The sequence below is a fragment of the Bradyrhizobium sp. B097 genome, assembly GCF_038957035.1.
In the GTDB taxonomy this organism is placed as follows: Bacteria; Pseudomonadota; Alphaproteobacteria; order Rhizobiales; family Xanthobacteraceae; genus Bradyrhizobium.
In genome coordinates this window covers 6,683,055-6,708,383 of record NZ_CP152412.1, presented here as the reverse complement: position 1 = coordinate 6,708,383, position 25,329 = coordinate 6,683,055, and the positions used below count along the sequence as shown (strand labels likewise).

At 59.7% G+C, this 25,329-nt stretch carries 12 protein-coding genes and 1 pseudogene; 10 read left to right on the top strand and 3 right to left on the bottom strand.

Going from position 1 to position 25,329, the window contains the following annotated elements; translation table 11 throughout:
* Positions 1-368: 368 nt before the first annotated feature.
* A pseudogene (locus AAFG07_RS30955) lies at positions 369-942 on the top strand (SDR family oxidoreductase); the annotation flags it as partial.
* 95 nt (positions 943-1,037) lie between these two features.
* Here the strand turns inward: AAFG07_RS30955 and AAFG07_RS30950 are convergent.
* Positions 1,038-2,225: an ABC transporter substrate-binding protein gene (locus AAFG07_RS30950; protein WP_342723531.1), complete on the bottom strand. Its 1,188-nt coding sequence runs from the start codon at positions 2,223-2,225 to the stop codon at positions 1,038-1,040.
* 360 nt (positions 2,226-2,585) lie between these two features.
* On the opposite strand from AAFG07_RS30950, the gene AAFG07_RS30945 reads away from it, so the two are divergent.
* Positions 2,586-3,473 (top strand): LysR family transcriptional regulator, encoded by an 888-nt coding sequence (locus tag AAFG07_RS30945; protein ID WP_342723530.1) that lies wholly within the window; start codon positions 2,586-2,588, stop codon positions 3,471-3,473.
* Between the two features lie 920 nt (positions 3,474-4,393).
* On the opposite strand, the gene AAFG07_RS30940 is transcribed toward AAFG07_RS30945, so the two are convergent.
* Entirely contained in the window at positions 4,394-5,305 is a 912-nt protein-coding gene (locus AAFG07_RS30940; RefSeq protein ID WP_342723529.1) for a LysR family transcriptional regulator, read from the bottom strand.
* 113 nt (positions 5,306-5,418) lie between these two features.
* Here AAFG07_RS30940 and acdA point away from each other — a divergent pair, with 113 nt between their 5' ends.
* The 5 genes from acdA to AAFG07_RS30915 all read left to right on the top strand — a co-directional run bounded on the left by acdA (position 5,419) and on the right by AAFG07_RS30915 (position 11,187).
* Positions 5,419-6,630 (top strand): 3-sulfinopropanoyl-CoA desulfinase, encoded by a 1,212-nt coding sequence (gene acdA / locus AAFG07_RS30935; protein ID WP_342723528.1) that lies wholly within the window; start codon positions 5,419-5,421, stop codon positions 6,628-6,630.
* Positions 6,631-6,829: 199 nt separating this feature from the next.
* Positions 6,830-8,029: a CoA transferase gene (locus AAFG07_RS30930; RefSeq protein ID WP_342723527.1), complete on the top strand. Its 1,200-nt coding sequence runs from the start codon at positions 6,830-6,832 to the stop codon at positions 8,027-8,029.
* Between the two features lie 76 nt (positions 8,030-8,105).
* Entirely contained in the window at positions 8,106-9,431 is a 1,326-nt protein-coding gene (locus AAFG07_RS30925) for a tetratricopeptide repeat protein (protein ID WP_342723526.1), read from the top strand.
* A 224-nt stretch (positions 9,432-9,655) separates the two neighbouring features.
* Positions 9,656-10,444 (top strand): CoA transferase, encoded by a 789-nt coding sequence (locus tag AAFG07_RS30920; protein WP_342729290.1) that lies wholly within the window; start codon positions 9,656-9,658, stop codon positions 10,442-10,444.
* Positions 10,441-11,187, top strand: a complete 747-nt coding sequence (locus AAFG07_RS30915; protein ID WP_342723525.1) for a CoA transferase — start codon at positions 10,441-10,443, stop codon at positions 11,185-11,187. The genes AAFG07_RS30920 and AAFG07_RS30915 overlap by 4 nt, the downstream gene beginning before the upstream one ends.
* Before the next feature lie 76 nt (positions 11,188-11,263).
* Here the strand turns inward: AAFG07_RS30915 and AAFG07_RS30910 are convergent, their stop codons facing one another.
* Positions 11,264-12,763 (bottom strand): CoA-acylating methylmalonate-semialdehyde dehydrogenase, encoded by a 1,500-nt coding sequence (locus AAFG07_RS30910; RefSeq protein WP_342729289.1) that lies wholly within the window; start codon positions 12,761-12,763, stop codon positions 11,264-11,266.
* 154 nt (positions 12,764-12,917) lie between these two features.
* Between AAFG07_RS30910 and AAFG07_RS30905 the strand changes: the two genes are divergently transcribed.
* The 3 genes from AAFG07_RS30905 to AAFG07_RS30895 all read left to right on the top strand — a co-directional run bounded on the left by AAFG07_RS30905 (position 12,918) and on the right by AAFG07_RS30895 (position 25,258).
* Positions 12,918-13,754, top strand: coding sequence for a LysR family transcriptional regulator (locus AAFG07_RS30905; protein ID WP_342729288.1), 837 nt, complete (start codon positions 12,918-12,920; stop codon positions 13,752-13,754).
* 212 nt (positions 13,755-13,966) lie between these two features.
* A complete protein-coding gene (locus AAFG07_RS30900; protein ID WP_342723524.1) occupies positions 13,967-14,476 on the top strand; it encodes a plasmid pRiA4b ORF-3 family protein in 510 nt (169 codons plus the stop codon).
* A 1,803-nt stretch (positions 14,477-16,279) separates the two neighbouring features.
* Positions 16,280-25,258, top strand: coding sequence for a shikimate kinase (locus tag AAFG07_RS30895; protein WP_342723523.1), 8,979 nt, complete (start codon positions 16,280-16,282; stop codon positions 25,256-25,258).
* Positions 25,259-25,329: the final 71 nt, after the last annotated feature.

Below are 25,329 nucleotides of genomic sequence, written 5' to 3'. Positions count from 1 at the left end.
ATTAGCCGGCGTTTGGCCAAAGCTGGTCCGCCGCGGCGTCCGGATCCCGGTGCAGTCTCAAGCTTCCCGCTGTAGCGTGTCGCTCAGGTGTTCCGCAATGGTCCGGGCGTTGTTCGGCCCCAGAACCAATGAGCGAAAGAGTTGTGCTGATCGTCAGGCCAATAATGGGGCGAACCACCACATCGCCTGACTGATCACCAGGCAGGGGGTCGAACCAGCCCAAGGTGACGGCGGGCACCCGCATCGTTCGACCATATCGCTCGACAGCGATCGCGCGGCCTTCCCGTGGTCGTACGAGCTCGACGCCCAATTCGAACAGAGTGCGCCCAAGTGCGACGGAAAACCGCTGAGGCATACGCGCAGGAAGAGGGGCAGATCTTTCAGAGTATGTGAAGCTCGACGTGACGGACGGCGACGCCATTGAGAGATTCCAACCCGCGTTCGACCGGCTGGACATTCTTGTGATCGCCCAAGGAGCTGTACTGTACAAGACGGTGAATTCGAAATGTCGGGTTTTCGGAAGGTGATGGAACTGAATCTTATGAGCCTGATGGGGGCAGCACAAGATTTCACCCTATGCTCAAGCGCTGCGGCGGAGCGATAATCATTGTAAGTTCAACGGCCGGATTTCACTCGACGAAGGGAAACCCGGCCTATAACGCATCCAAGAAAGGAGCCGTAGGCCTGACCAGATCCCTTGGCGAGGCATGGGCAGAGGATGGCGTTCGCGTCAACGGCATCGCTCCGGGGTTCGTGAATACAAAGATGACAAAGGTGACAACAGGAAATCCCAAGCGGTTGGAAGCGAGCCTTCAAAGCATTCCGCTGAGGCGTCTAGGGACACCCGCTGATATGGCTGGCGCAGCGCTTTATCTGGCATCCCCGCTGGCGTCCTCTGTCGTTGGCCAGACAATCATCGTGGACGGGGAATTGGTGCTTTAGGTCACCTCAATTGGGATGCCTGTGCCGTCGGCAAACTCCGGCGCCGACGGCACTTGCGTGGGGCAAACCTCAAGGGGCAAGGTGAAGCGAAAGCTCTAATCGGGTAGCAACACCCATCGCTTACCTTCGAACTTCATCAAGCGAAGTTTCTTGATCAACCGATAATCTTCCTTGCTAGTCCCAAGGGTCACTCCGGGAAGCAACATGGGAACTTGGAAATCAACGCTCGTCGCGCTGGCCATGATGTTCTTGCGCGTTAGGTCCTGTCCAGCCCGCTCAAGTATTTTCACCAGGCACCACCCCTGGGCGTATCCATAGACATTCAGATAGTCGTTCAAGTCGCCTTGAGGCTGGTACGTTGCCATCCACGCGCGCCAGTCCTTCATCTCTCGGTCGTCCGCCCACTGTGGATCGCTTGCGTCCTTGAGATACGCGGAGCTCATTATGCCTTGAGCAGCCTCGTAGCCCGCGGGTTCAATGACTCCTGCAACGCTGCTAGCAGTTTGAGCGACGAACGTGACTGGCCGCCAACCGATCTCATAAATGCCCCGTATGATCTGGGCGCCAAACTTCGGTGTTGCGTGAAAAAAGAACACCGTTGCCTCGGAAGACTTCAATTTCGCCAGTTGAGATGTGACGGTCGGCTCTGATGTGTCGTATGTGGCTTGGCCGACGAGAAGCTCGATTTTGTCGCCAAGCCCGGCTTTGAAGCCCGTTGCGTAGTCTCGTCCGGAATCGTCGTTGGCATACATCAATGCGATCTTGGCGTCCGGCTTCTCCGCGAGCATCCGCTTGGCATAAGTGAACGCCTCATCAAAGTAGTTCGGTTGCCAGCACATCGTCCACGGATACTGCGCAGGATCGGTCAGGGTGGTCGCACCTGCGGTGAGAAGTATGCTCGGCACGCCCTTTGAGTTCAGATACTTGCGTGTCGCCAGATTGGTCGGTGTTCCCAGGCTCCCGAAGATGAAGGCGACCTCATCTTGTTCAACAAGCTTCCTGGTTTGCTCGACCGTCTTGGGTGGACTATATGCGTCGTCGAGACACAGAAGCTTGATCCGGCGACCGTTAACTCCTCCGCGATCGTTGATCATCGAGAAGAATGCTTCATGCGCTCGACCGACGACGCCGTAGGCAGATGCGGGTCCCGAGAACGGTACCGTTTCTCCGATCTTTATGTCCTGCGACGTAATTCCTGGCGTCTCCTCGGCCGCGGAGGCCGTTTTTGCACCCGCAGCAAACAATAGGCCGGCAAGAGTTTCTCGCCGCGTCAGCTTAATCATTGCTTCGTTCCCCCTCGTTTGGTTAGCTTTTTGCGTTTTCTTCACGCGCCTCCCGCTGGCCTAGCTCGATCGCGTCGCCGCCAGAGAGGCCCAGCAAGGCCGCTGCGGGCCGCGTAAATCTCCAAGGCTGTCCGCTGGCGGACGGCAGTCGCACAGCATGAGCGGTCGACCAGGGTGCTTGCGGCAGGAAGTTTGGGTCGATGGACGGCACGCGACTTCCTCGGTCACGATCATTGGCTGTGCACAGCAAGCCGCAGCCTCCGGAACGCCGGAGGTTTGCTCCTGAAATCAACGTATTATAGGCTGGATACGGAACGAGCACTCCCCGCACGCCTAAGATTTCAGTTATCGGTTTTTTCGATGAATGGTCCCAATCTGCAGAACGTGGCCACGTTTCTTAAAGTGGCGGATCTGGGCGGGTTCGCGTCGGCAGGCAGGGAGTTGGGGGTCACGCAATCTACGGTTAGTCGGCGTGTGGCGGACCTCGAGAATCATCTAGGGACCAAATTACTGGAACGCACCACGAGGCGATTGATTCTCACGGAGGCGGGAGCCCGTTATTGTGAAGCTGTTCGAGCATTGGTTGCTGGGCTTGCGGAGGCTGACGCCGATCTCAACGATGATCGCGGTCACGCCCAGGGGGCGCTTCGGATAACCGCTCCCCTTGGATATGGTCGCACGCGAGTATTGCCGGCTCTTGCCCGTTTCGCAGAATCTTACCCTCAAGTTCACTTGCAAGTAGACTTTTTCGATCGCTATGCGGATCTGCTTGCAGACGGATATGATTTTGCCGTCAGATTGGCTGAACCTCAAGTGTCGGGGCTCGACGCCAAACCCGTCGGTTGGATAACGCCGTTCCTATGCGCAACACCCAAATTTCTGAAATCGAACTCCATCAGACAGCCCGAGGATCTGCAATTGGAGCTTTGCCTTGTCCAGCGTACCTACACGCCACGGACCGTATGGTCTATTACGCATGATGGGCGTTTAAAACATCTTCAGATAAAGCCGCGAATGATCTTGAGCAATATATATGCGATTTACGACATGGCTTTGGCGGGGATCGGCGCGGCCATCCTCCCCGACTTCTTGGTCATGGATGATCTAAGGTCGGGCCGATTGACGCTCGTGTCTTCGGAGGTGGCGCTAGCGCCAGTCCCGATATTCCTGGTCTGGCCGAGCTACAAGTCGCATCTGCCCAGGATCAAGGCGCTGCGAGAGTTTCTCTTTCAGGCTCTGCAAAACTGACCTTTGCCGCTCGATAAGAAACCGACAGTTCAGCCCGCACCTACGGCTGCTGTCGACCGCGACGCGGGTGTACTAAAGAGCGATATCGCTCCTCACCGTCGGTCCGCCTTAACCCGGGATACCTCAATCCCAACGCAGAAGAAGCCCGCGGCAGGTGGGACGTCGCGCGCGATTTCTGATGTTGGAGACAGCCGCCAACACGCGTTTAGCGTACGGTCCTTGACAAGATCTGCTGGTTCGCGAAGCGTTGCTGCGCAGCAAGGCTCGTGCTCCCCGAGCCTCGCGCCTGCCGACCGAGCAGATCTGTGAGGCAGACGCGATAAAGAATATTGAAGTCCCTCGTTTAAAATATTGGTTTGCATTTCGATCAGCTTCGGGTCCGAAATGACCTGGATCGAGTTCGACTGTCTAAGAACGATGCCCAAGCGCGGACAACTCTTTGGCAGCCTCTCTTTTCGTATGGCTTGTGCTCGAGTTCGCAATTCCCGTTGCGCTGAATGACGAGCAACTAAGGAAAAGGAAGAGGAGCGTCGGTGAACAAGATAGCAGTTGCGGCGATCGCAGCAATCGCCGTGTTGTGTGGACGGTCCAGCCAGGCAGCAGACGAGTATCCGAGCAGAGCTGTTACGTTGGTGGTGCCGTTCGCGGCAGGCGGTCCGACCGACGTGACTGCGCGAATTGGCAAAGACATTGGATGATCCGACGGCATTGCAGCGTTTGACCGACCTCGGCGCTGATGCTGGGCACAGTGAGCGAGGGCCTGGCGTGTTCAAAGATCTTGTAAAACGGGAGATTGACCGCTGGACACCAATCATCAAGGCAGCCGGCGTCCAGGTCGAATAGGTCGAATAGGTCGAACGAACGGGCTTTCAACGATTGTTCGCCTGCCAAGGCGCTCAGCCTGGCGTTGTCGGCTGAAACTAGCGTTTCTTCTTAGTGCGCAAACGAGACGGAGGGCGAGAGATTTTCACAAAGGACTTGAATGCATCTGCTACGGCCCGAACCGTTGGAGAATCGATCATTCCCCGGCGCGCCACGACGCCTATCCTCCGATGGACGGGCGGGTCGAATGATATCGACTTGACATTGTCGGCCATTGCGAACGAGAACAAGCCGACTGGAATGATGGCGACTCCAAGCTTCAACTTCACTATGCTGACCATGGTTTCGATGCTGTCGAATTCCATGAAGTCGTTCACAAGGATACGTCGCTCGCGCAAGGTGGCGTCGATCACGCGGCCAACTCCCATTGCGGGATTGAAGCGAACGAACGGATAGGCTCGTAGCAAGTCGGCGATCGAGCCGCGCGCCAGGTCCTTATGTATGACGACTTTCAGTTCCTCTACGGATATTTGTTCAAAAACGACGGCCGGATCCAGCCTTTCGAGCTCCGTGACGATGGCAAGATCCAGATGCTTTTCCTCAACCTTGAATGCGAGCTCGGGCGACAGTCCGCTCCGCACCTGAATGCGAAGGCTTGAGTGATCACTGCGCAACTTTGACAGGGTTTGCGGAAGCAAGTGCGTCGCAACCGATGGAATCACCCCCAACCGCAAGGATCCGGTGAGGCCGGTGGCTGGCGCTGAAGCGAGAAGCCGGAGGGCATCGTACCGCTCGATAATCTGCCGCGCTTCGTCGACCAGGCGCCAGCCGTTGGCGTTGAGCACCGGAGGCCTGCTCGTACGGTCGAAAAGCTTCGTCCTCATATCGCCCTCGAGAGCCTTCATCTGCATGCTGACGGCAGACTGGGTCATGTAGAGCCGTTGCGCGGCGGCATTGAAGCTGCCTCCGTCAGCGATAGCCACAAGCGTTCGAAGTTGTCTGATACTCATGGACTTTAACTTAACAGAATTTGAAGTCGAGCTCATAAAATATTCGTTTGCCTTTCGATGGGCTTTGGGGCGAATTGCCGCGGTCGTCCTGTTGCCGGAAAGGGGACCAAACCATGCAGATGAAGTTGTCAGCCGAACACCTGAAGCTTCGGGCCGCTGCGCGCGAGCTGGCTGAGGCCGAGTTCGCTCCAAAGGCGGCGGAAATCGACAGGACGGAGGCCTACCCCTTTGACAACGTGGCCGCGCTCAAGCAGGCCGGCTTCATGGGATATACAATTCCCAGGGAGTACGGCGGCCGCGGTGGCAGCTTTTTTGAGGCGGCTCTCATCATCGAAGAGATGGCTCGTGTGTGCGGTGCCACGGGACGGATTACCGTCGAAGCAAATATGGGCGCCATTTCGGCCGTGATGCAGTACGGCACCGAGAAGCAGAAGCGCTTGTCTGCGGAGCTGGTGCTCGCTGGTGACAAGCCCGCCATCTGTATCACCGAACCCAACGCCGGCTCGGCCGCGACCGAGATGACGACGCGCGCCGACAAGCGCGGCGGCAGCTACATTATCAATGGCAAAAAGCACTGGATCACGGGAGGCGGCGTTTCAAAGCTTCATTTGATCTTCGCCCGCGTATTCGATCAGGCCGGGGTCGAGCAGGGCATCGGTGGGTTCATCGCGGTAGCTGGCACTCCGGGATTGATTGTTGGCAAGCGCGAACCAGCCATGGGGCTGCGCGGAATTCCCGAGACAGAGATCATCTTTAATGATCTCGAGATCAAGGAGGACATGCTTGTCCTGCCGCCACACGGCCTGCGTCGCGGCTTCGCGGATCTGATCAACGCATACAACAGCCAGCGCGTCGGCGCCGGTACCGTCGCGCTCGGGATCGCGCAAGGAGCGTTCGAGAAGGCCGTGGCTTTCGTGAAGGAGCGCGAACAGTTCGGACGGCCCATCGCCGAATTTCAGGGCCTGCAATGGATGGTTGCCGATATGGCTGTCGCCGTTAACGCGGCGCGGCTTTCGCTCCATCAAGCCGCATTGAGCGCCGACCCGTTTCCCGATCCTCTGCTGGCGGCTCAGGCGAAGATTATCGCGTCGGACACCGCCAACGCCGTCACAAATCAGGCGCTGCAGCTCTTCGGAGCTCGCGGTTATTCGCGGAACTATCCGATGGAACGCGCGGTCAGGGATGCCCGTATGTTCACGATTGCCGGCGGGACGGCGCAAGTGCTGCGGACGTTGGTCGCCTCTCGGGTGCTGGACATGAAGCTTCCACAAACCCGCGGAGGCTACAGCAGGGCGACTACCACGCTGCGTGATGCGGCTGAGTGAACATATCGCCCGCTCGCGAAGCCAATTTTCGCGCTTTCAGCTTCGGCCGTCCTCCGGTCGGATCGGAAGTCTTCCGTTGTAGGCCTCGTTCACTCGGCCCGACATGAGCTTCGGCCATGCCGGGCCGTTTCTGTGGCTCCCGCGGCGACCAGGCTATCGCTGCTCCAATAGCGAGAAGAAATTCGTGAAGGGGATGTCTTTGACGAAACCGTTGACCGGAATCCGGGTCGTGGAGCTGGGTGAACTGATCGCTGGTCCGTTTGTGGGCACACTGCTCGCCGATAACGGCGCGGAGGTAATCAAGATCGAGCGCCCGGGGCGCGGAGACGTATTGCGCCAGTTTGGTCCGATCCTCGATGGTGTGAGCGCGTTCTGGCAGGTTAATAGCCGAAACAAGAAATCAATTGTCGTCGACATCACCCGCGAAGGGGGGCTTGTCGTACTGCGAGACTTGATTGGGAAGTGCGAGATCCTGGTCGACAGTTTAAGACCAGGGGTGCTGGATCAGCGCGGATTGAGCGATGACGCTCTTCGGACGCTGAACCCCGAGATCATCATCGTACACGTGTCTGCCTTTGGGAGGGGCGGGCCAAAGTCGAAACGAGGGGGCTACGACCCGGTTGCGCAAGGCTTTTGCGGCCTCAGCTATCTGACTGGAGAGCGCGACGGTCCGCCGATGCGCGCGGGCGGGGCGGTCCCTGTCTGTGACTTCATGACGGGACTTCTCGGGGCATTTGGCGCCGTGCTGGCACTCCAGCAACGGAGGTCCGGTCTGAGTCAGATACCCGCCGTCGACGTCGCGCTCTACGATTTGGCCTTCAGAATGACTGCCCCCCTTGTCTCGTACTTCGAGGCATCCGGAAAGGCCTGGCAGCGCGATGGAAATCACAGCCTTGGAGGTGCTCCTACCGGTCATTTCATGACCGCCGATGAAAAATGGATATGTCTTTCCGTTCAAAACGACGAGCAGTTCGCCCGCTGCGCTGAACTGGTCGGCCGTCCGGAATGGCTTTCAGATCCCCGTTTCGCAACGCTCGCAGGTAGGACCGAACACCGTATTGAGATCGAGGCATGGGTTTCGAAATGGATACGACGGATGGATCGGGCAGCGGCGCTGGCCGCTTTCGAAGCACGGGCGCTCGGCGTTGGACCAATCCAATCCATTGAGGATATGGCCAGCGACGACCATCTCAACGTCAGAGGGTTGATGGCCGTAAGCGATCCAGTTCTGGGCGCGGTTAGAATGCCCCGCGCTTTGCCTATCGCTGCGAACAAGGACGACGGGCAATGGCCAGCGCCAAAACTGGGCGAGCACACCCGCCACGTGCTCTCGAACCTCCTTGGATATTCGGACCAGACGATTGCCGACATGATCAAAGACGGCCGCATAGCCGGGTAGTCGCGGACCTGCCGGATCGCTTCTTTCATCTGGTCACAGTCGCTCCTTAGAAACTTTTGCACAATGGAGAGATCTTATGTTCGACGATCGCGGATTGGAGTTGAGCTCCAACAGCGAGGACGCAGTGAGCGCCTATAACGAGGCGATCAGAAGCTTCCTTGAGTATCGGACGACGGCAATGCCTCTGGCGAAGCAGGCGGCGGACTTGGATCCGCAGTTTTGCCTCGCACACTGCTTGCGGGGCTATTTCTTCATGGTCTTCGGGACGCTCGCGGTCCTCGACAAAGCCAGGGCCGCCCTCGGGCAAGCCCAACGGACCTCCGAAGCAGCCACAGATCGCGAGAAACGACACGTCGAAGCCTTGCGCCTATGGATCGAAGGCGATCTGACGGCGGCAAACGCATGCTGGGAGCGCATCCTCTACGATTATCCGCACGACCTTCTGGCGCTGCGTCTCCATCACTTCAACAGCTTCTGGATGGGACAAACCCGCGCCCTAAGATCGATCCCCGCTTCTGTGTTGGCCGATTGGCGCAAGGACATGCCGGGATATGGAAATCTTCTCGGTATGGTTGCCTTTGGATGCGAGGAAAACGGCGATTACGCTAACGCCGAACGCTACGGGCGTGAGGCCGCCGAAGTCAGTCCAGATGACCTATGGGCGTTGCATGCTGTCGCGCACGTACTCGAGATGCAGGGGCGCCACAGTGATGGCCTGAAGTGGCTCAACCATCCGCTTGACCAGTGGAATGACCGAAACCCGTTCCGGCGGCACCTTTGGTGGCACAAGGCGCTCTTTCACATCGATGCAGGTCGTCTCGATGGCGCCCTGGAATTGTACGACTCGGCCGTGATGGGCGACAAGTCGGACTTCTATCTGGACATTCAAAATGCGGCGTCGCTTTTGGCCCGCCTGGAATTTTGTGGTGTCAATGTCGGGGCGCGCTGGGCGAAGTTGGCGGACTACGCCGAGAACCACATCGACGATCATGCGCTGGTGTTCACCGATATCCATTTCGTTATGTCCCTGGCGCGCGAAGGACGGTTCGGTGCAGCGAGGCGGCTCATTGAATCGATGAAGGCCTATTCTGCCGACGAACTGAAATACGTAAGTGGCGTCATTCAAAAGCTCGGGGTGCCGCTTTGCGAGAGCATCATCGCCTTCGAACAAGGTCGGTATGATGATGTGGTCGACGGGATCTTGCCGCTGCGCCATGTCACAGGTCCTGTCGGCGCGAGCCATGCACAGCGCGATATCTTCGATCAATACCTTCTTGAGGCGGCTCTTCGTGCCAACAAGATCCCACTCGCTCAAAAGCTACTTCAGGAGCGCAGGTTCTTGAAACCTGGCAGCCACGAGAGCGACTACAAGCAGGCCAGACTGCAAGGATCGCGGGCCTAGAAACGCCTTGTACGGCTCAGCGGAAATTTCGCGCCAGCGCCGGGCGGAGCGGCGTTCAACGGTCCTCGCGCCGCTGCAGGCGGTTCGCGCGAACGGTTTGAAATCCGCGGGAGGCGCCGAGCGGAGAAGATGGCGCGACCTTCGCCAGCCGCCGGCAACGTCCGATATGATCAGGCTCCACGGCAAAACAAGCGGAGGTATCCTTGGAGAGTTCTCTTGAAGCGATGGCGAAGTGCATCCAGAGCGGGATGACTGTCGCTCTACCGGTAGACTACGCGGGCGTATCAATGACCATGACGCGCCAGATGATCCGGCGCGGTGCGAATGATCTGCACCTGGTCTGCGTTCCCACGGGAGGCCTTCAGGTCGATCAGCTCATTGGAGCCGGCTTAGTCGGAATAGTCGAGACGAGCGCGATTTCATTGGGCGAGGCCGGCAGCGCGCCTCGTTTCAACGCCGCCGTGAAGGAGGGGGCAATTCGTTTGATGGACGCGACCTGTCCGGCGATCCATGCCGGCTTGTTGGCTGCACAGAAAGGCGTTCCATTTTTGCCCATGCGAGGGCTGATCGGAACAGACCTGCTCCGACACCGGGATGACTGGCGGGTAATCAACAATCCGCTCGCCGATGCTGCGGATCCGATTGTCTTGATTCCGGCTATCAAGCCCGACGTCGCGATCTTCCACGCCCCGATGGCCGACCGTTTCGGGAACGTCTGGATTGGCCGTCGCCGCGAGCTCGCAGCCATGGCCTATGCGGCAACTGCTACAATAGTCACCGTGGAACGCATCGTGGAGGAAAACCTGCTCGCGGACGAGCTGACGGCTGCAGGAGTATTGCCGGCCCTATACATTGCCGCATTCGGACGAGCTCCGCGAGGCGCGTGGCCCTACGGTCTATGGGGGGAATATCCTCCCGATCTGGCAGAGCTCACTCGCTATGCGCAGGCAGCACGGACGGCCGATGGCTTTTCAAGATATATGGCCGACGTCGGCGCGGAGACAGTGTCGTGACCGATGTCCTTCCCCGCGAGATACTGATCTACACCATCGCGCAGCTGTTGGACGGCGTCAGACATGTGGCCGTGGGGGCATCGTCGCCGATTCCTGCCGCCGGGGCGATGCTCCTGCGTGCACTGAAGGCTGCCAAAGGAGAAGCTGGCCCGCGCATTTCGATTCTCGGCTCGGTTGAGCACAATTTCTTCACCAATGCTTCGGCGGAGCTGTTCGATTGCGCTGGCCAGGGGCGCATTGATGCATTCTTTCTTGGCGGAGGTCAGATCGATGGGGCCGGCAACGTCAATCTTGTCGGAGCAGGAGGCTATCCGCAGTCGAACGTGCGCTGGCCTGGATCCTTCGGCTCGGCCTATCTGTATTTCGTTGTCCCGCGGGTCATAATTTTTCGCGAGGAACATTCGCCCCGTGTTTTCGTCGACAAGGTCGATTTTGTAAGTGCGCCCGGGATCAGCGATGAGGGGGTCTTCCGAAGTGGGGGGCCGATCGCACTGCTGACGGGCAAGGGTCTGTTCCGATTCGACAAATCGCGTCCTGGTTTCGTCCTCGATAGCGTTCATCCGGGGCACGATCTGGATGAAATCAAGGCGTCGACGGGCTTCAGATTCGAGCATGCCGACCAGCCCAATCGGACGGCGTCGCCCGGTGCATCAACGCTAAGCTTGTTCCGCGGTAAGGTGCTCGACGAGCTTGCCGAGACGTATGGCGAGTTCGCAGCGCAGATGCGCGCTGCGCTCGCCTGATGTCGTGTAGAGAGATTATCCGCTCAAGGCCAGGCGAAGAGCACGGTAGGTTGCAAGATCTTCGCCTGACGGAAGATCAACTCATCGTCGGCATGACGAACTCGGCACCAGACCGGATGCCGGTAGGCCATCGCGTGGTGATGGTCTTGAGTTTGGTGTAGAACCGCACCCCCTCGGGACCATGCATGTGATGATCGCCGAAGAGAGAGGCCTTCCAACCGCCGAAGGAGTGAAATGCCATCGGTACCGGAATTGGCACATTAATACCGACCATGCCTACTTGGATTTGATGCGCAAATTCGCGGGCCGCATCGCCGTCGCGCGTGAATATGGCGGTACCGTTGCCGAACTCGTGCTCGTTAATCATATCGGCTGCTTGGTCGTATGTCTTGACGCGTGCGACGGCGAGCACAGGTCCAAAGATCTCCTCTTTGTAGATCTTCATGTCGGTTGTGACGTTGTCGAAAAGGGATCCCCCGATGAAGTATCCCTTTTCATACCCCTGACGCCGAAAATCCCGGCCATCAACGACAAGCTTTGCTCCCTCGTTGACGCCTTCATCAATGTATCCGCGGACCTTGTCGAAGTGCTGCTTCGTCACCAGAGGTCCCATCTCGGCGTCGGGATCTGTTCCCGGGCCGATATTCAGGGCGCGGACCTTTGGCGCGAGCTTTTCGATCAATCTGTCAGCGGTGGTGTCTCCGATGGGCACCGCCACCGATATTGCCATGCAGCGCTCGCCCGCGGAGCCATAAGCTGCCCCCATCAGCGCGTCGACGGCCTGATCCATGTCGGCGTCCGGCATGACGATCATATGGTTCTTCGCGCCGCCAAGCGCCTGGCATCGCTTTCCGTGCTGGGTAGCCGTCTCGTAGATGTAGCGCGCGATCGGGGTCGACCCGACGAAGCTGACGGCGACGATACCAGGATCAGACAAAATGGCGTCCACGGCTTCCTTATCACCTTGGACGACGTTGAAGACGCCGTCAGGAAGTCCAGCTTCCTTCAGCCATTGCGCGACAACCAGGGACGCGGAGGGATCGCGCTCGGAGGGCTTGAGAATGAAAGTGTTGCCGCAGGCGAGGGCCACCGGGAACATCCACATCGGAACCATGGCCGGAAAATTAAAGGGCGTGATCCCAGCGACGACGCCGAGCGGCTGACGTAGCGAGTGGCTGTCAACGCGCGTTCCGACGTTCTCCGTAACCTCTCCCTTGAGCAGCTGCAGTGCACCGGTCGCGAATTCCACCACCTCCATTCCGCGCTGGATCTCTCCCTTGGCGTCTGAAAGGACTTTGCCGTGCTCCGCGGTAATGATCCGCGCGAGCTCGTCTATGCGGTCCTCGAGAATCCGCAGGAAACGGTTGAGGATGCGAGCGCGTCGCAGAGCAGGTGTATTCGCCCAAGCCGGGAACGCCTTCCGAGCAGCGATCACTGCGGATCGGACATCTTGAGTGGAGGCCAGTCCCAGAATTCCCGATTGTTCGCCGGTGGCAGGATTGTAAACGGCCGTGGTGCGGGGGCCTTGGCTTGGCACCAACTCACCATTGATGAAACTCAAAATGGACGCCTGCATGGTCTTTTTCTCAAAACTAAGCTTGATCGCTTGCGGTATGGAGCGCATAAAATTGCATCTCAACGGCCGAACTCGCGGCTCCGTTGTGCAGAAATCGTAGTCGATGGATTGGGAACGAGTTCGGATATTCCTTGAGGTCGCAAGAGCGGGATAGATCCTGAAGGCGTCGAAAAGCCTGCGGCTAAATCATGCGACGGTAGCGCGACAGCTCACGGCGCTGGAGCGGAGCCTGAACGCCAGGCTGCTCGACCGACACACATCTGGCTGCACTCTGACCGCAGCGGGGGAAGCCTTAGTCGCTGCCGCCGAGCGCGCCGAGAGCGAGTTCCTTCGGGTCGGCTCCAGCATTGGAGGCGCCACGGAGGCGATCACTGGCACTGTGCGCGTCGGTGCCCCCGACGGCCTCGGCAACTACTTTCTCGCTGACCGCCTCGGAGCGCTCGCGGCGAGCCATTCGAAGCTGGTGGTCCAACTCGTTCCGTTGCCCCGGGTCTTTTCACTGTCCCGGCGCGAGGCTGACATTGCGATTACGTTGGATCGTCCCAAACAGGGGCGGCTTATCCTGTCAAAGCTGACAGACTACACGCTGAGCGTCTACGCTGCAGAGAGCTATCTCGAGCGCGATGGATCGATCGCCAGTCAGGCCGAGTTGGCTGGCCGCCTGTTCGTAACGCATGTCGAGGATTTTGCTTACAGTCGCGCGCTGGACTACGCCTCCGTTCTCGGCCGTCTCATGGCACGCAGATACGAGTGCGGCAGCGTGGTCGCACAAATGGAGGCGGTGCGCGCCGGCCATGGCGTTGGCATTCTCCACGACTATGCGGCGCAGCGATATCCTGAATTGCGGCGCTTGCTGCCAGAGGTTCGCTTCGTGCGAAACTATTGGATAACGTCTCATCCCGACATGCACGAGACGCGACGCGTGAGGGAGGTGCATCGGTTTATATCGGGATCCGTAAAGGCAGCCAGATCGACATTTGTTTCGAATTGAGCGGCGCGATTACAAGCGGCCGATCCATCCAGCGCTAGGTTAGCACGTTTGGAACGATACAGAAGCTGACTGATATCAGAAAGATCAGCGACAAGGTTACGGCCGCCGTCACCCAGGCTCCGACTTGCCCGATTACGCGAAGATCCACGCCGAGGCCAAGCGCCGTCATAGACAAGATGGTGAGGACGCTCGCGATATATCGGATAGGTGAGATGAAGACGTCGGCAATCAGCGATAGTCATCACTTCGAGTTCCACGCTGGCGAAGGACATTGGGGCATCCCCGATCTCGATGGTGATTTTGGCCCCCAACCCATCGATGCCCGCAAAGCGCGCCTCTCCGATATCGTTCGCGAGACCGGCGCCAAGACGATCCACTACCTCTACGACTTCGGCGAGGGCTGGGATCGTGCGATCAAGCTCGAAAAATGGTTCGACAACACGCCGACAGGCGGTCTTCCGCTATTGCTTGATGCCATCGGCCGGTGCCCTCCGGAGGATGTCGGAGGGCCGACCGGCTGCGCCAACTACCTCGAAGCCATTGGCGATCCTACCGATTCACAGCGCGAAAATATGCGCATCTGGGGCCCAGAGCGGTCGATCCGAACGTCATCGAGCGGCAGGCGCTCGACGCCGCCGTCAGCGCATTGTCGGAAACGCTTACCCTCAAGCCGGTGCCCAAATGGGAAATCATGCGGGTCAGCGATCTTAGCTCAGGCATGATAAGTTGCGTCCGAGGCGAAAACGGCCGCTGCACGTTGTGCTGGGAGGGTCAGTCGCCTTCATGTCTTGCGAGGGGGTCCTGAAACATCCCGGAGCGGCGCCGTGGCCCCCGAGCATATTCTTACTTACCCAGTGCTCAAGGGGCTTGAATCGCGCGTTACGTCAGGTGGTAGGATTTCTGAAGTAGGATCAGAACTTCGGCCAGAAGCCGCGTGGCGGGTGCTAACATTGCGAATGTCTCAAGCTCCAAAGCGCACTCCGCTACCTGAGTGTGTGGCGTTTCCCTTGTGCGTTGGTGTCGGAAACCAGCGCGTTGCCGTGGCGGAGCGGTGCTTCCGTGGTGCCTCTACTATGAGGGCGGGGCGCGCAATAGCGCGCGCTCACTGCCGTCAAAGCGTAAGTGCGTCGCAGCGTTTACCCGCAAACAGGATGATGACGCGTTTGCAAAGAAAAATACTGAAGGATAGGCGGCTTAACAAGGATAGGCGGCTTAACAGAGAGTTGGTTAAGCATGAGCGACGAGTGGGTTGGGCTTGCTGTGCACATCGCTATGCAACAGCCCTTATTGTGATTGCGATAGCAATGTGTGTGGACTGCTCAGGTGCACTGCATCTGACCTTAGAAGTCTTGACATCCTGCGGGTGCCAGGCGTGCCTGCGCTTCTGTAACCACCTCGCAGGGCGAGCGCATGTGGATGTTGCCTTTCGATAAGGTCGAGGGTGTAGGTGTCGCATGCTAGCCGCATGAAGAAGGACGAAACGAGGTGTCAACAAGCGTCGATCGTCCCGGGTCGAAAGTGAGTCGCCCAGCTGCATTTTTGACTGGAATGACACCGAGCAGTCCAACCGATGTGATGTTGGAGATTTCGTCGATCTCGGTGCGTCGTGAGGGAGCGGTGGTCTGCAAGGACGTTGCCCCGATGCTGATCAATGTGTCCGAGACGCTGCTCGGCCGTGCGCAGGTGGGGTTCATCTCAGGTGAGGAGCGGAGGCATGTTTGATGCTGGGGTGCACACACTTGTGCGAAAAATGACGATCCGCGCTTGCCGGCTGTGGCTAGTCGCGTCTTGACACGGCGTAAGGAGCTCCGCTCTGAGGTGCCAAAGCAAAGTCGTTGAGGCCGCCGCGGCGGCAGGGCAAGCGCCAAACGTTGTACTTGGCGCATTCCCGCTTGCATGGGAGGTGAATTTTGACGGGAGTTGACCGGCGCGGGAATGCGCTCAGCGGATCAGGTGCGCGCTGGTCCCGAACTGAACCTGATCTTGACGATGAACAAGATGGCACGACGTTTAGTTCTATCGTGCAGGGCTTGGGCCCTGAAGATCGAGATCCAGGGGCGTCCTCCGCTGAAAGGGCCCCTTCGGCCAGCGATGTCCTGCCCCGCACGTCAGCCGATGCTCTCCTCGATACGCGTGACGGCCAAGCCGGTTTTCGCTATTTGCCGCATCCTAGCGCGCCAGCCTGGGAGGAAAGTTCGTCGCGTTCCGGTGCCGAGGGCCGTCGTGCCGATGAGTCCAGGAGCTCACAACAAGGCGCCCCTTCCTCGCACAGGCAATCCGTATCCGACTTGGATCGGGGACAGAAAAGGCTGCGCGTCGAGGATGTTGCCGCGCAGAACATCGGTAGCGGTAGCTCGGAGCGATCTCATAGGCGTCATCGTGGCGCGCCAACTCGGCAAGAAGGCCCACCGCGTTCTGGCGGCGAATCATGGCGCGCCGGTCGAGCGCCCGCAAGCTCGCAAACAGACGCACTCTCGCACAGGGATACGGTGTCCGACCGGGGGGCCGGACCAAAAAGGCGGCGCATGGAGGGTGTCGCCACGCAGAGCAATGCAATCTCAGAACAACAATCCAATGCAGCTCTACACGCGATTTATTTCGCCCGTGACATCGTTGGCTTCTCGCGTGCAGTGGTGGAGTATGACAGGCGGCTGGCGGGGGCGAGCGATGGGGGTCATGCAGCCTTCATGCAAAAGGCCGCCGCCCGGTTCGGAAGTCAATTCGTTGCACGCTTCGAGGACGATATTCGCCGCGGGAAGTCGTGGGGCTATGCCACGGCATGCAACGCGGTGAGTCGCGAGGCCGGAGGTCAGGACGGTATCGAAGCTTGCAAAGCGATGGCAGCTCGGGTGTCGCAGCTTGATGGTGCGTCAATGCGCGAAATCGAACCCAAAGCTCTTTCGCTCTTTGCGGTATCATTCGGTCGGCACCCGCAGTCGAAGACATGCCGCAATGGAACGATCAGAATCGCCGAATTTTGCCGGGATGAACACGGGGCACTTGGGGCGCTGAATAGTCAAAGTCTATCGTTGCTGGCAAATGGTTTCAGCAAGTGGCCACAGCGGGCGGAAACTCGTCAGGGCACGGAAGCCATCGCCCGTGAAGTCCGGCGCCGCGCCCACCGCCGTCTTCGGCTTTCTGACTTTAATCACCAGGAGTTGGCTAATTTGGTGAACGGGTTCAGCAAATGGCCCGAAGCAGCCGACTGTCGTGACGCTATGGTCGCGATCGCCGGTGAGGTCCTTCGCCGCACTCGCAGCGACTTCGGGCTCCCTGCTTTTAATCACCTGGACTTGGCAAACCTGGTGAACGGTTTTGGTAAGTGCCCGGAAGAGGATGTCTTTTGCCAAGCCACAGCCACGATCGCGGGTGAGATCCTCCGCCGTGACCGGCTGTCTGACTTCACTCACCAGGAACTGGCGAACCTGGTGAACGGCTTCAGCAAGTGGCCGGAAGAGGCGGCGTCTCGCGAAGCCGCAGGCGCTGTCGCCGGTGAGGTCCTCCGTCGTGACCGCCGTGTCGGGCTTTCTGAATTTAGTCAGCAAGAGCTGGCGAACCTAGTAAACAGCTTCACAAAATGGCCGGAAGAGGAGTGGTCGCGCAAAGCCACTGAAGCAATTGCCGCAGAGGTTGGTCGCCGCACCGCCGACAGCGGGTTCGGGCTCTCTGATTGTAATCACCAGGACCTCGCGAACCTAGTGAACGGTTTTAGTAAATGGCCGCAGGAGGCGGTCTATCGCCAGGCCACGGTCCAAATCGCCATAGAACTCTCTCGCCGCGCCCGTGAGCAAGGGCTCTCTCATTTTACGCCGCAGGACCTGGCGAACTTGGTGAACGGTCTTAGCAAATGCCCGGACGATGCGAATTATCACCAAGCCACAGTTGCGATCGCCAGCGAGGTCATTCGACGCCGCGCCCAATTCTCTGATTTTACTGACCAGAACCTGACGAACCTGGTGAATGGTTTCAGCAAGTGGCCACAACAGGTGGACTGTCGCTGCGCCGCGGTCGCAATCGCCGGTGAGGTCTTTCACCGCGACGACCGGCTCTCTCATCTTGCTCGGCCGGCGCTGGCGACATTGGTGAACGGTTTCAGCAAGTGGCCGGAAGAGGCGGCGTCTCGCCAAGCCACGGTCGCGATCGCCGGTGAGGTGCTTCGCCGCGCCCACACCAACGTCGGGCTCTCAGATTTTAGTCACCAGGAGCTGGCGAACCTGGTGAACGGCTTCAGCAAGTGGCCGGAGGAGGCGGCGTCTTTGCAAGTCACAGTCGCGATAGCAAACGAGGTCCTCCGCCGCGGCGCCCGGCTTGGTGACTTTACTCACCAGCAGTTGGCTAGTCTGGTCAACGGTTTCGGCAAATGGCCGGAAGAGGAATGGTCTCGCCAAGCCACCGGAGCGATCGCGGGTGAGGTTCTTCGCCGCAGCGCCCGGCTCGGTGACTTTACTCACCAGCACCTGGCTAATCTGGTGAACGGTTTCAGCAAGTGGCCGGATGAGGCGGTCTGTCGCGACGCCGCGGTTGCAGTCGCAGCTGAGGTCGTTCGCCGCGACGACCAGCTCTCTCATCCTACTCACCAGGCACTGGCGACATTGGTGAATGGGTTCAGCAAGTGGCCGGGAGAGGCGGCGTCTCGCCAAGCCACAGTCGCCATCGCCGATGAGGTCCGTCGCCGCGCCCGGCGCGGCGAGTTCGGGCTCTCTGATTTTAATCATCAGGACCTGGTGAACCTGGTGAACGGTTTCAGCAAATGGCCGGAAGAGGCGGGATATCAGCAAGCCGCAGACGCGATCGCGCATGAGGTCCTTCGCCGCGGCCGGCTCGGTGAGTTTACTCACCCGCACTTGGCTAATCTGGTGAACGGTTTCAGCAAATGGCCGGACGGGGCGGATTGTCGCGAGGCGACGGTCGCAATCGCGGGGGAGATCCGTCGGCGCCAGCTCTCCGATTTTGCTCCGCACGAACTGGCCAATCTGGTAAATGGTTTCAGCAAGCGGCCGGAAGCAGCGGCATCTCAGCAAGCCACAGTCGCAATCGCGCATGAGGTCCTCCGCCGCGAAGCCCGGCTCTGTGACTTTACTCACCAGCACCTGGCTAATCTGGTTAACGGCTTCAGTAAGTGGCTGGAGACGGCGGACTGTCGCGACGCCAGCGTCGCAATCGCACGGGAGGTCCTTCGGCGCCAGCTCTCTGATTTTGCTCCGCAGGGACTAGCGAACCTGATGAACGGGTTCAGCAAATGGCCGGAAGAGGCGGCCCTTCGCCAAGCCACAGTCGCGATCGCCAACGAGGTCCTTCGCCGCGGCGCCCACCTCTCTGATTTTAACCACCGGCACTTGGCTAATCTGGCGAACGGTTTCAGCAAATGGCCGGATGAGGTGGATTGTCGCGTGGCGACGGTCGTGATTGCGGGCGAGATCCGTCGGCGCGAGCTTTCTGATTTTACGCACCAGGAGCTGGCTAATCTGGTGGCCGGGTTCAGCAAGTGGCCGGAAGAGGCGGCCCTTCGCCAAGCCGCAGTCGCGATCGCCAACGAGGTCATTCGCCGCGGCGCCCACCTCTGTGATTTTAACCACCAGCAATTGGCTAATCTGGTGAACGGTTTCAGCAAGTGGCCGGAATCGCCGGACACTCGCGATGCCACGTTTGCGATCGCGGGCGAGGTCCTCCGCCGCGGCGCCCGGCTCGGTGACTTTACTCACCGGCAGTTGGCTAGTCTGGTCAACGGTTTCGGCAAATGGCCGGAAGAGGAATGGTCTCGCCAAGCCACCGGAGCGATCGCGGGTGAGATCCTTCGCCGCGGCGCCCGGCTCGGTGAGCTTACTCACCAGCAGCGGGCTAATCTGGTGAACGGTTTCAGCAAGTGGCCGGATGAGGCGGTCTGTCGCGACGCCGCGGTTGCAATCGCAGCTGAGGTCTTTCGCCGCGACGACCAGCTCTCTCATCTTACTCAGCAGGCACTGGCGACATTGGTGAATGGGTTCAGCAAGTGGCCGGGAGAGGCGGCGTCTCGCCAAGCCACAGTCGCCATCGCCGATGAGGTCTGTCGCCGCGCCCGGCGCGGCGAGTTCGGGCTCTCTGATTTTAATCATCAGGACCTGGTGAACCTGGTGAACGGTTTCAGCAAATGGCCGGAAGAGGCGGATTGTCGCGAGGCGACGGTCGCAATCGCGGGGGATATCCGTCGGCGCCAGCTCCGCGATTTTGCTCCGCACGAACTGGCCAATCTGGTAAATGGTTTCAGCAAGTGGCCGGAAGCGACGGCATCTCAGCAAGCCACAGTCGCAATCGCGCATGAGGTCCTCCGCCGCGAAGCCCGGCTCTGTGACTTTACTCACCAGCACCTGGCCAATTTGGTCAACGGCTTCAGTAAATGGCTGGAAACGGCGGACTGTCGCGACGCCGGCATCGCAATCGCACGGGAGGTCCTTCGGCGCCAGCTCTCTGACTTTGCTCCGCAGGGACTAGCGAACCTGGTGAACGGGTTCAGCAAGTGGCCGGAATCGCCGGACTCACGCGATGCCACGTTTGCGATCGCGGGTGAGATCCTCCGCCGCAACGAACTCTCTGATTTTGCCCCGCAGGGATTGGCTAATCTGGTGAACGGTTTCAGCAAGTGGCCGGAAGAGGTGGCACCTCAGCAAGCCACAGTTGCGGTCGCCAACGAGGTGCGTCGACGCCAGCTCTCTGACTTTGCTCCGCAGGGACTGGCGAACCTGGTGAACGGTCTCAGCAAGTGGCCGGAATCGCCGGACTCACGTGATGCCACGTTTGCGATCGCGGGGGAGATCCTCCGCCGCAACGAACTCTCTGATTTTGCCCCGCAGGGATTGGCTAATCTGGTGAACGGTTTCAGCAAGTGGCCGGAAGAGCTGGTATCTCAGCAAGCCACAGTTGCGATTGCCAACGAGGTCCGTCGGCGCCAGCTCTCTGACTTTGCTCCGCAGCACGTGGCGACCTTGATGAACGGGTTCACTAAGTGGTCGGAAGAGCCGGCGTGCCGGCAGGCCACGATGGACATCGCGCGCGGGTTGGGCGCGCGAGGGCAACGATTCGGTGCATTCACCACGTCTGAGCTGAGCATGCTCGCCAATGCTCTGTCGCGAACGATCATGAGCGCGGAGGACAGTGGGGACATTGCGGACGCCGCTCTGTCGAAGGATCGATTGCACAAGCTCGCCCACTACCTGCATTATGACGATGATCGCCTAAAGCAGGCGGACGTTCTGCACATCGCAACTATTTTCAAGGGACTGGGTAAGGCTCGGCTGGCTGATGATTTCGGCATGCTCGCACGGACAGGCTTGAATCGGCTCGCGGAATTGCGTCAAGCCCCTGATTTCACAATCCAGAACGATCTGGAAACTATGGGTAACCTGTGTGCTGCTCTGCTGCCGCTGGCGCGCAGCCCGCAGAGGCCGCTGCGCTGGCACCGCAGGCAGACCCTCGGCCTGCTCAACGACCTCCAACCCGTGATCGAGCACAAGATCGAGGCGCATCTGAACGCAAGCGATGCCGAGCGGACCCGTGGGCCGCTTGCGAGCCGCTGCCCCGCTTTGTCGATCTATCAGACGCTCAAGGCCCGCGCGGTCCTGGCGCGATTGTTCAGGCCACCGTATGTCGAGGGCAACAAGCCCGATTTACGGATCAGGCAGCAAGAGCTGCAGCATGGGACCAGAGAGATCCTGGCCGGCGTACGCGACTTGATTCAAGGCGATCTTTCCAGCATGAGCTGGAATTTGATCGCGCAGATCGAGGCAGACAATCCAGTGGATGTGCTGGACTTGTTTATGAAGCAGGATGCAGCGGCGATCCAGGCGCAACATACTGCGTCGGTCTTCGACGTGCACCAGGTCTTGCGAGCCATGGACCACGCGCCACGTTCTCCGCAGGGTGACGCGGGACTGATGCAGTTGCCGGTGGTGGACATGCAGGGGCGGCCGGTGGCCACGGAGCCGGAGAGACGGTATTCAATTTTTCATCGCCTGACCTCGGGGGCCGTGCCCGTGGTCGCGGTGCAACTGCCAGCACCTCCGAGCGCCTTCATGCTGGCGCGGACGATGAGCGTCAATGGTGTACCATACCGCATGGACCTGTTCGGCGGCAGCAAGTTAAAGCCGCCGCGATTGAGCGTGGCTCAGGTTGCGGCCCGCGCTCCGGGCGAGCTTGCAAGGCCTTCCGGGGGAAAGCTGCTGGCGATTCCCTATGCCGAAACCGCACCGGGCACGGCCTTCGAGCAGCTGTCGCGCGCCTGGGCCCCCTTCAAAGAGGCCTATTATTACACGCAGCGCAGAGGTTTTGCGGCGCCTCCTGCGATCAAAGGTCTATCACCTCACGACTACGCGCTGGAAGGCGCCTTCAAACTGGCGCTGCTGCCGGACCGCGCTGCCAATGAGGAGCATCCTTTCAAGCTGCGGGGGCCGGACGGCTGGATTGCATTGCGACCGCATGACGGCTGCGGCTTCATCAGAGCCTCGCTGGCCAACCTTATGCCAGCGGTTCGCCGCGCCGGCGAGCGGGAAGGGCCTGACCGACTGCCTGCCTATGGTGAGGGAAGGAAATCACCTCTGCCAGTCTCGGCCTTGCAACATTATCCCGGCAGCCAGCAAGTGGCGGATGAGGCGCGCGAGAAGGCCTGGAGCTGGCTTAAGAGCCGAGAAGAGCAAAAGCTGTCGTCCGAGGAGCTCTTTCGCACCGTGACGGCGGCAAACATCAATGGTCCGGGCGCAGTCGCTGTCCCGTCCGCTGATGGCTGCCTCCATGTGGGGACGCTCAAGAGCGAGACCTTGAACGGTGGTGGCGTGCTGATCGGGCGAACGCCTTATGACAAGCCCAACATCTGTCCGTTCGCGCCCGACCTGGTCAGGTCGGCCGCTGATGGGGACCCGACTGCGGCGTTCCTCGATCAATGCGTGACCATGCAGTACAGTTTCAATGTCGCCCAGAAGTCGGGAGAGGACTTGGCAGCCGACGATCCGACTTTCTTTGCCAAAGGACTTCTGATCGTGGTGCCGGATGAGATATGGCCGGCCGACTTCGCCGACCGGGGGCTCGTGATGTCGACCGAGGACGTCAAGTGCCATTCGAGCTGGACTAAGGGCAAAGACCGCGCGAAGGCAGACACAGCGGTCGACTGCGTCGGCATCCTGCAGGCGACCGAGATGTTCGCCCCGGGGTCGGTGGTTGCCGTGCCGCCAGCGGAGCAAAAGAAGCTTGACGGCGACTTCGATGGGGACAGCCTCGTCATCGTCGCCGACCGGCCGCAGCTCTACGAGCATGTTCGGCAGTTCTATCAAGAGGAGCAAGCTCGCGGATTTCGTTCGTTCAAGCCGCCAAAGTCGCATACTCCCGCGATTGAGGACGGTCGCTACAAGTTCAGTCGTGCCAGCCAGATCGTTGCCGCCACGCAGAATGTTCTGGAAGTTTATACCGGCCTGCAGCTAGGCTTTCTGGCTCAATCCCATGAAGCCCGACAGTGGTTTGCCGAGCGTGCCATCTTCGGCATGTACGAAGGCATTCACCATGAGCTCAAGCGAGACATCCGTGGTCTGTTGGAGCAGGAACAGGTCAATGCTCAGGACATCCGGGACAAGCTCGAGAACGCGCGGCGAGAGCTCGAGCTGGCAGACCATCCGGTCGCACGCGAGATCGCCGCGTTGCTCCTCGCCGAGCTCGAGGCGTGGGCCGCCACGCAGCACGCGCAAGTCCCGCCCGAAACAGCCGGCAATGTGAGCGAGGCACAGCTCGCAATGAGCCAACCGCTCCACCAGCTGTTTCCCGAGCTGGCCGAGACCTATCCGGCGACGGCTCAGCCACGCGACCGCGTCCAGCTTCTCCTCGACCGTTACCCGACGCGCCTCGACCCACGACCGGATGGTTACAATCCGCACGACCTCGTGCAAAGCGCAAACAATCTCTTGAGCCTCGGCATCAAGGTCGGAACGGACGCCTATAAATCCGACACTGGCGCCCACATCTTTATGATCAAGAGCCGGTTTCTTCAGCACCTGCTGCAACAGACACCGGGGTTGAAATCGGTGCCCTACACCAAGACCATGGCGGCTACCCTCCACCAGGGTCGGTTCGATGTCGATGCGACATTGGAGGATCTCAAGGATAATCCGACGCTGGCGGCTTCGGTCATGCAAGCCTCGATCAAACTCGCTGCCGAGCAGGGCATTCTGCCTGAGTCCTCGGTCCGAGGGCTTGCTGCCGACGATTCCGCCGCCACATTCACATTGACTCGCGAGCAGGCCGCACAGCGCGCCCAAATGGAGGCTTCCCGCGCTCAAGCCGAAGAGAAGGACATCACCCAGACGGCAGTCTCGGTTGCCGAAGCCCTCAGGAGAGCGGACATCGAGGTGAAGATGCCCCACTTCGCTCGGCGTTTGAGATCGGAAATGTCGCTCACAGACCAGCTGATCGGCATGCAGGTCCCGTTTGAGACCAGCACCCAGCTGGTCAGCAACGCTGTACGCCACGTCTTCGAATTCTCCGCCAGGGATTTTACACGTGCCTTCAAGAAAGCCAATCTCGTCTTCGACGAGAGCGGCTATGCTGAGGTCAGAACGATCAACTCGTTCAGGACGCGATCGCCGACCTTTGTCGGCATCAAGACTGTGTTCGCTACACCGGGCGGCTACCGCTTCGAGGCGGAGTTCCACACAGCGGACAGCTACAAGGCCAAGCTCGACAATCACGACATGTACAAGGAGCTGCAGAAGCTGCAAAGGCTGCAGCGAGAGAGCCGGGAGCCCTTGGATCAGTCCATAGCCGGGCAACTCTTGGAGCGCGTGCGACAGGCCTGCGACAGGGTTGTCATTCCCGACGGGGCCATAGAGATCCCCCACTGGGAAGCCGACGCGGATAGTACACTTGGTGCTAGCCTAACTCGCCGGTTGCAAGTGACCCAGCCGAGACGCACGGCGCACTCCCCGATGGCAACAGAGATTCTTGGCGCCCTGGGCGTGCGACCGATCGTGCTCGTAGGCCTTCCGGCGGCCGGCAAATCCACCATCGGACCGCGGCTCGCGAAACGACTGGGGCTGCCTTTCATCGATCCGGACAAACACATTGAGAAGGTGACCCGCATGTCGATATCGGAGATTTTCGCGACAAAAGGCGAGCGGTGGTTCAGGGATCATGAGGCGGCGATGATTGCGCAATCGCTCGAGAAAGGGCCCGTAGTGCTTGCGACCGGTGGCGGCTCGCTCATGCGTGAGGAGACCCGGGACCTGATCGGCAAAAATGCGGTCTCGATCTGGCTCGACACCGACAAGGGCCAGATTTGGAGGCGCCTCGCAAAGGATAAGAGCCGCCCATTGCTGCAGACCGACAACCCACATAAGACCTTCAACGATATGGTCGAGACGCGCACCCCGCATTACCGCCAGGCCGATCTCACCGTCGTCCCGAGCGAGAAGACGGACAACAGCAACGCAGATGTATGCATGCAGGCGCTGCACGCCTATCTTTGCGGCGATCGCGCCTCGGTACGGCAGTGACGTCACGTTCAGGGCTGCCATGCGGAGGAACCGTCAGATATCCACGGCGGTCTTGGCTCTCTGGGTGATCT

What these genes read in the sequence shown, in the direction of transcription:
- AAFG07_RS30925 (WP_342723526.1), top strand. Translation starts at nt 8,106, where the DNA reads ATGTTCGACGATCGCGGATTGGAGTTGAGCTCCAACAGCGAGGACGCA.
- acdA (WP_342723528.1), top strand. Translation starts at nt 5,419, where the DNA reads ATGCAGATGAAGTTGTCAGCCGAACACCTGAAGCTTCGGGCCGCTGCG.
- AAFG07_RS30950 (WP_342723531.1), bottom strand. Translation starts at nt 2,225, where the DNA reads ATGATTAAGCTGACGCGGCGAGAAACTCTTGCCGGCCTATTGTTTGCT.
- AAFG07_RS30900 (WP_342723524.1), top strand. Translation starts at nt 13,967, where the DNA reads ATGAAGACGTCGGCAATCAGCGATAGTCATCACTTCGAGTTCCACGCT.
- AAFG07_RS30945 (WP_342723530.1), top strand. Translation starts at nt 2,586, where the DNA reads ATGAATGGTCCCAATCTGCAGAACGTGGCCACGTTTCTTAAAGTGGCG.
- AAFG07_RS30920 (WP_342729290.1), top strand. Translation starts at nt 9,656, where the DNA reads ATGGCGAAGTGCATCCAGAGCGGGATGACTGTCGCTCTACCGGTAGAC.
- AAFG07_RS30895 (WP_342723523.1), top strand. Translation starts at nt 16,280, where the DNA reads ATGGAGGGTGTCGCCACGCAGAGCAATGCAATCTCAGAACAACAATCC.
- AAFG07_RS30910 (WP_342729289.1), bottom strand. Translation starts at nt 12,763, where the DNA reads ATGCAGGCGTCCATTTTGAGTTTCATCAATGGTGAGTTGGTGCCAAGC.
- AAFG07_RS30940 (WP_342723529.1), bottom strand. Translation starts at nt 5,305, where the DNA reads ATGAGTATCAGACAACTTCGAACGCTTGTGGCTATCGCTGACGGAGGC.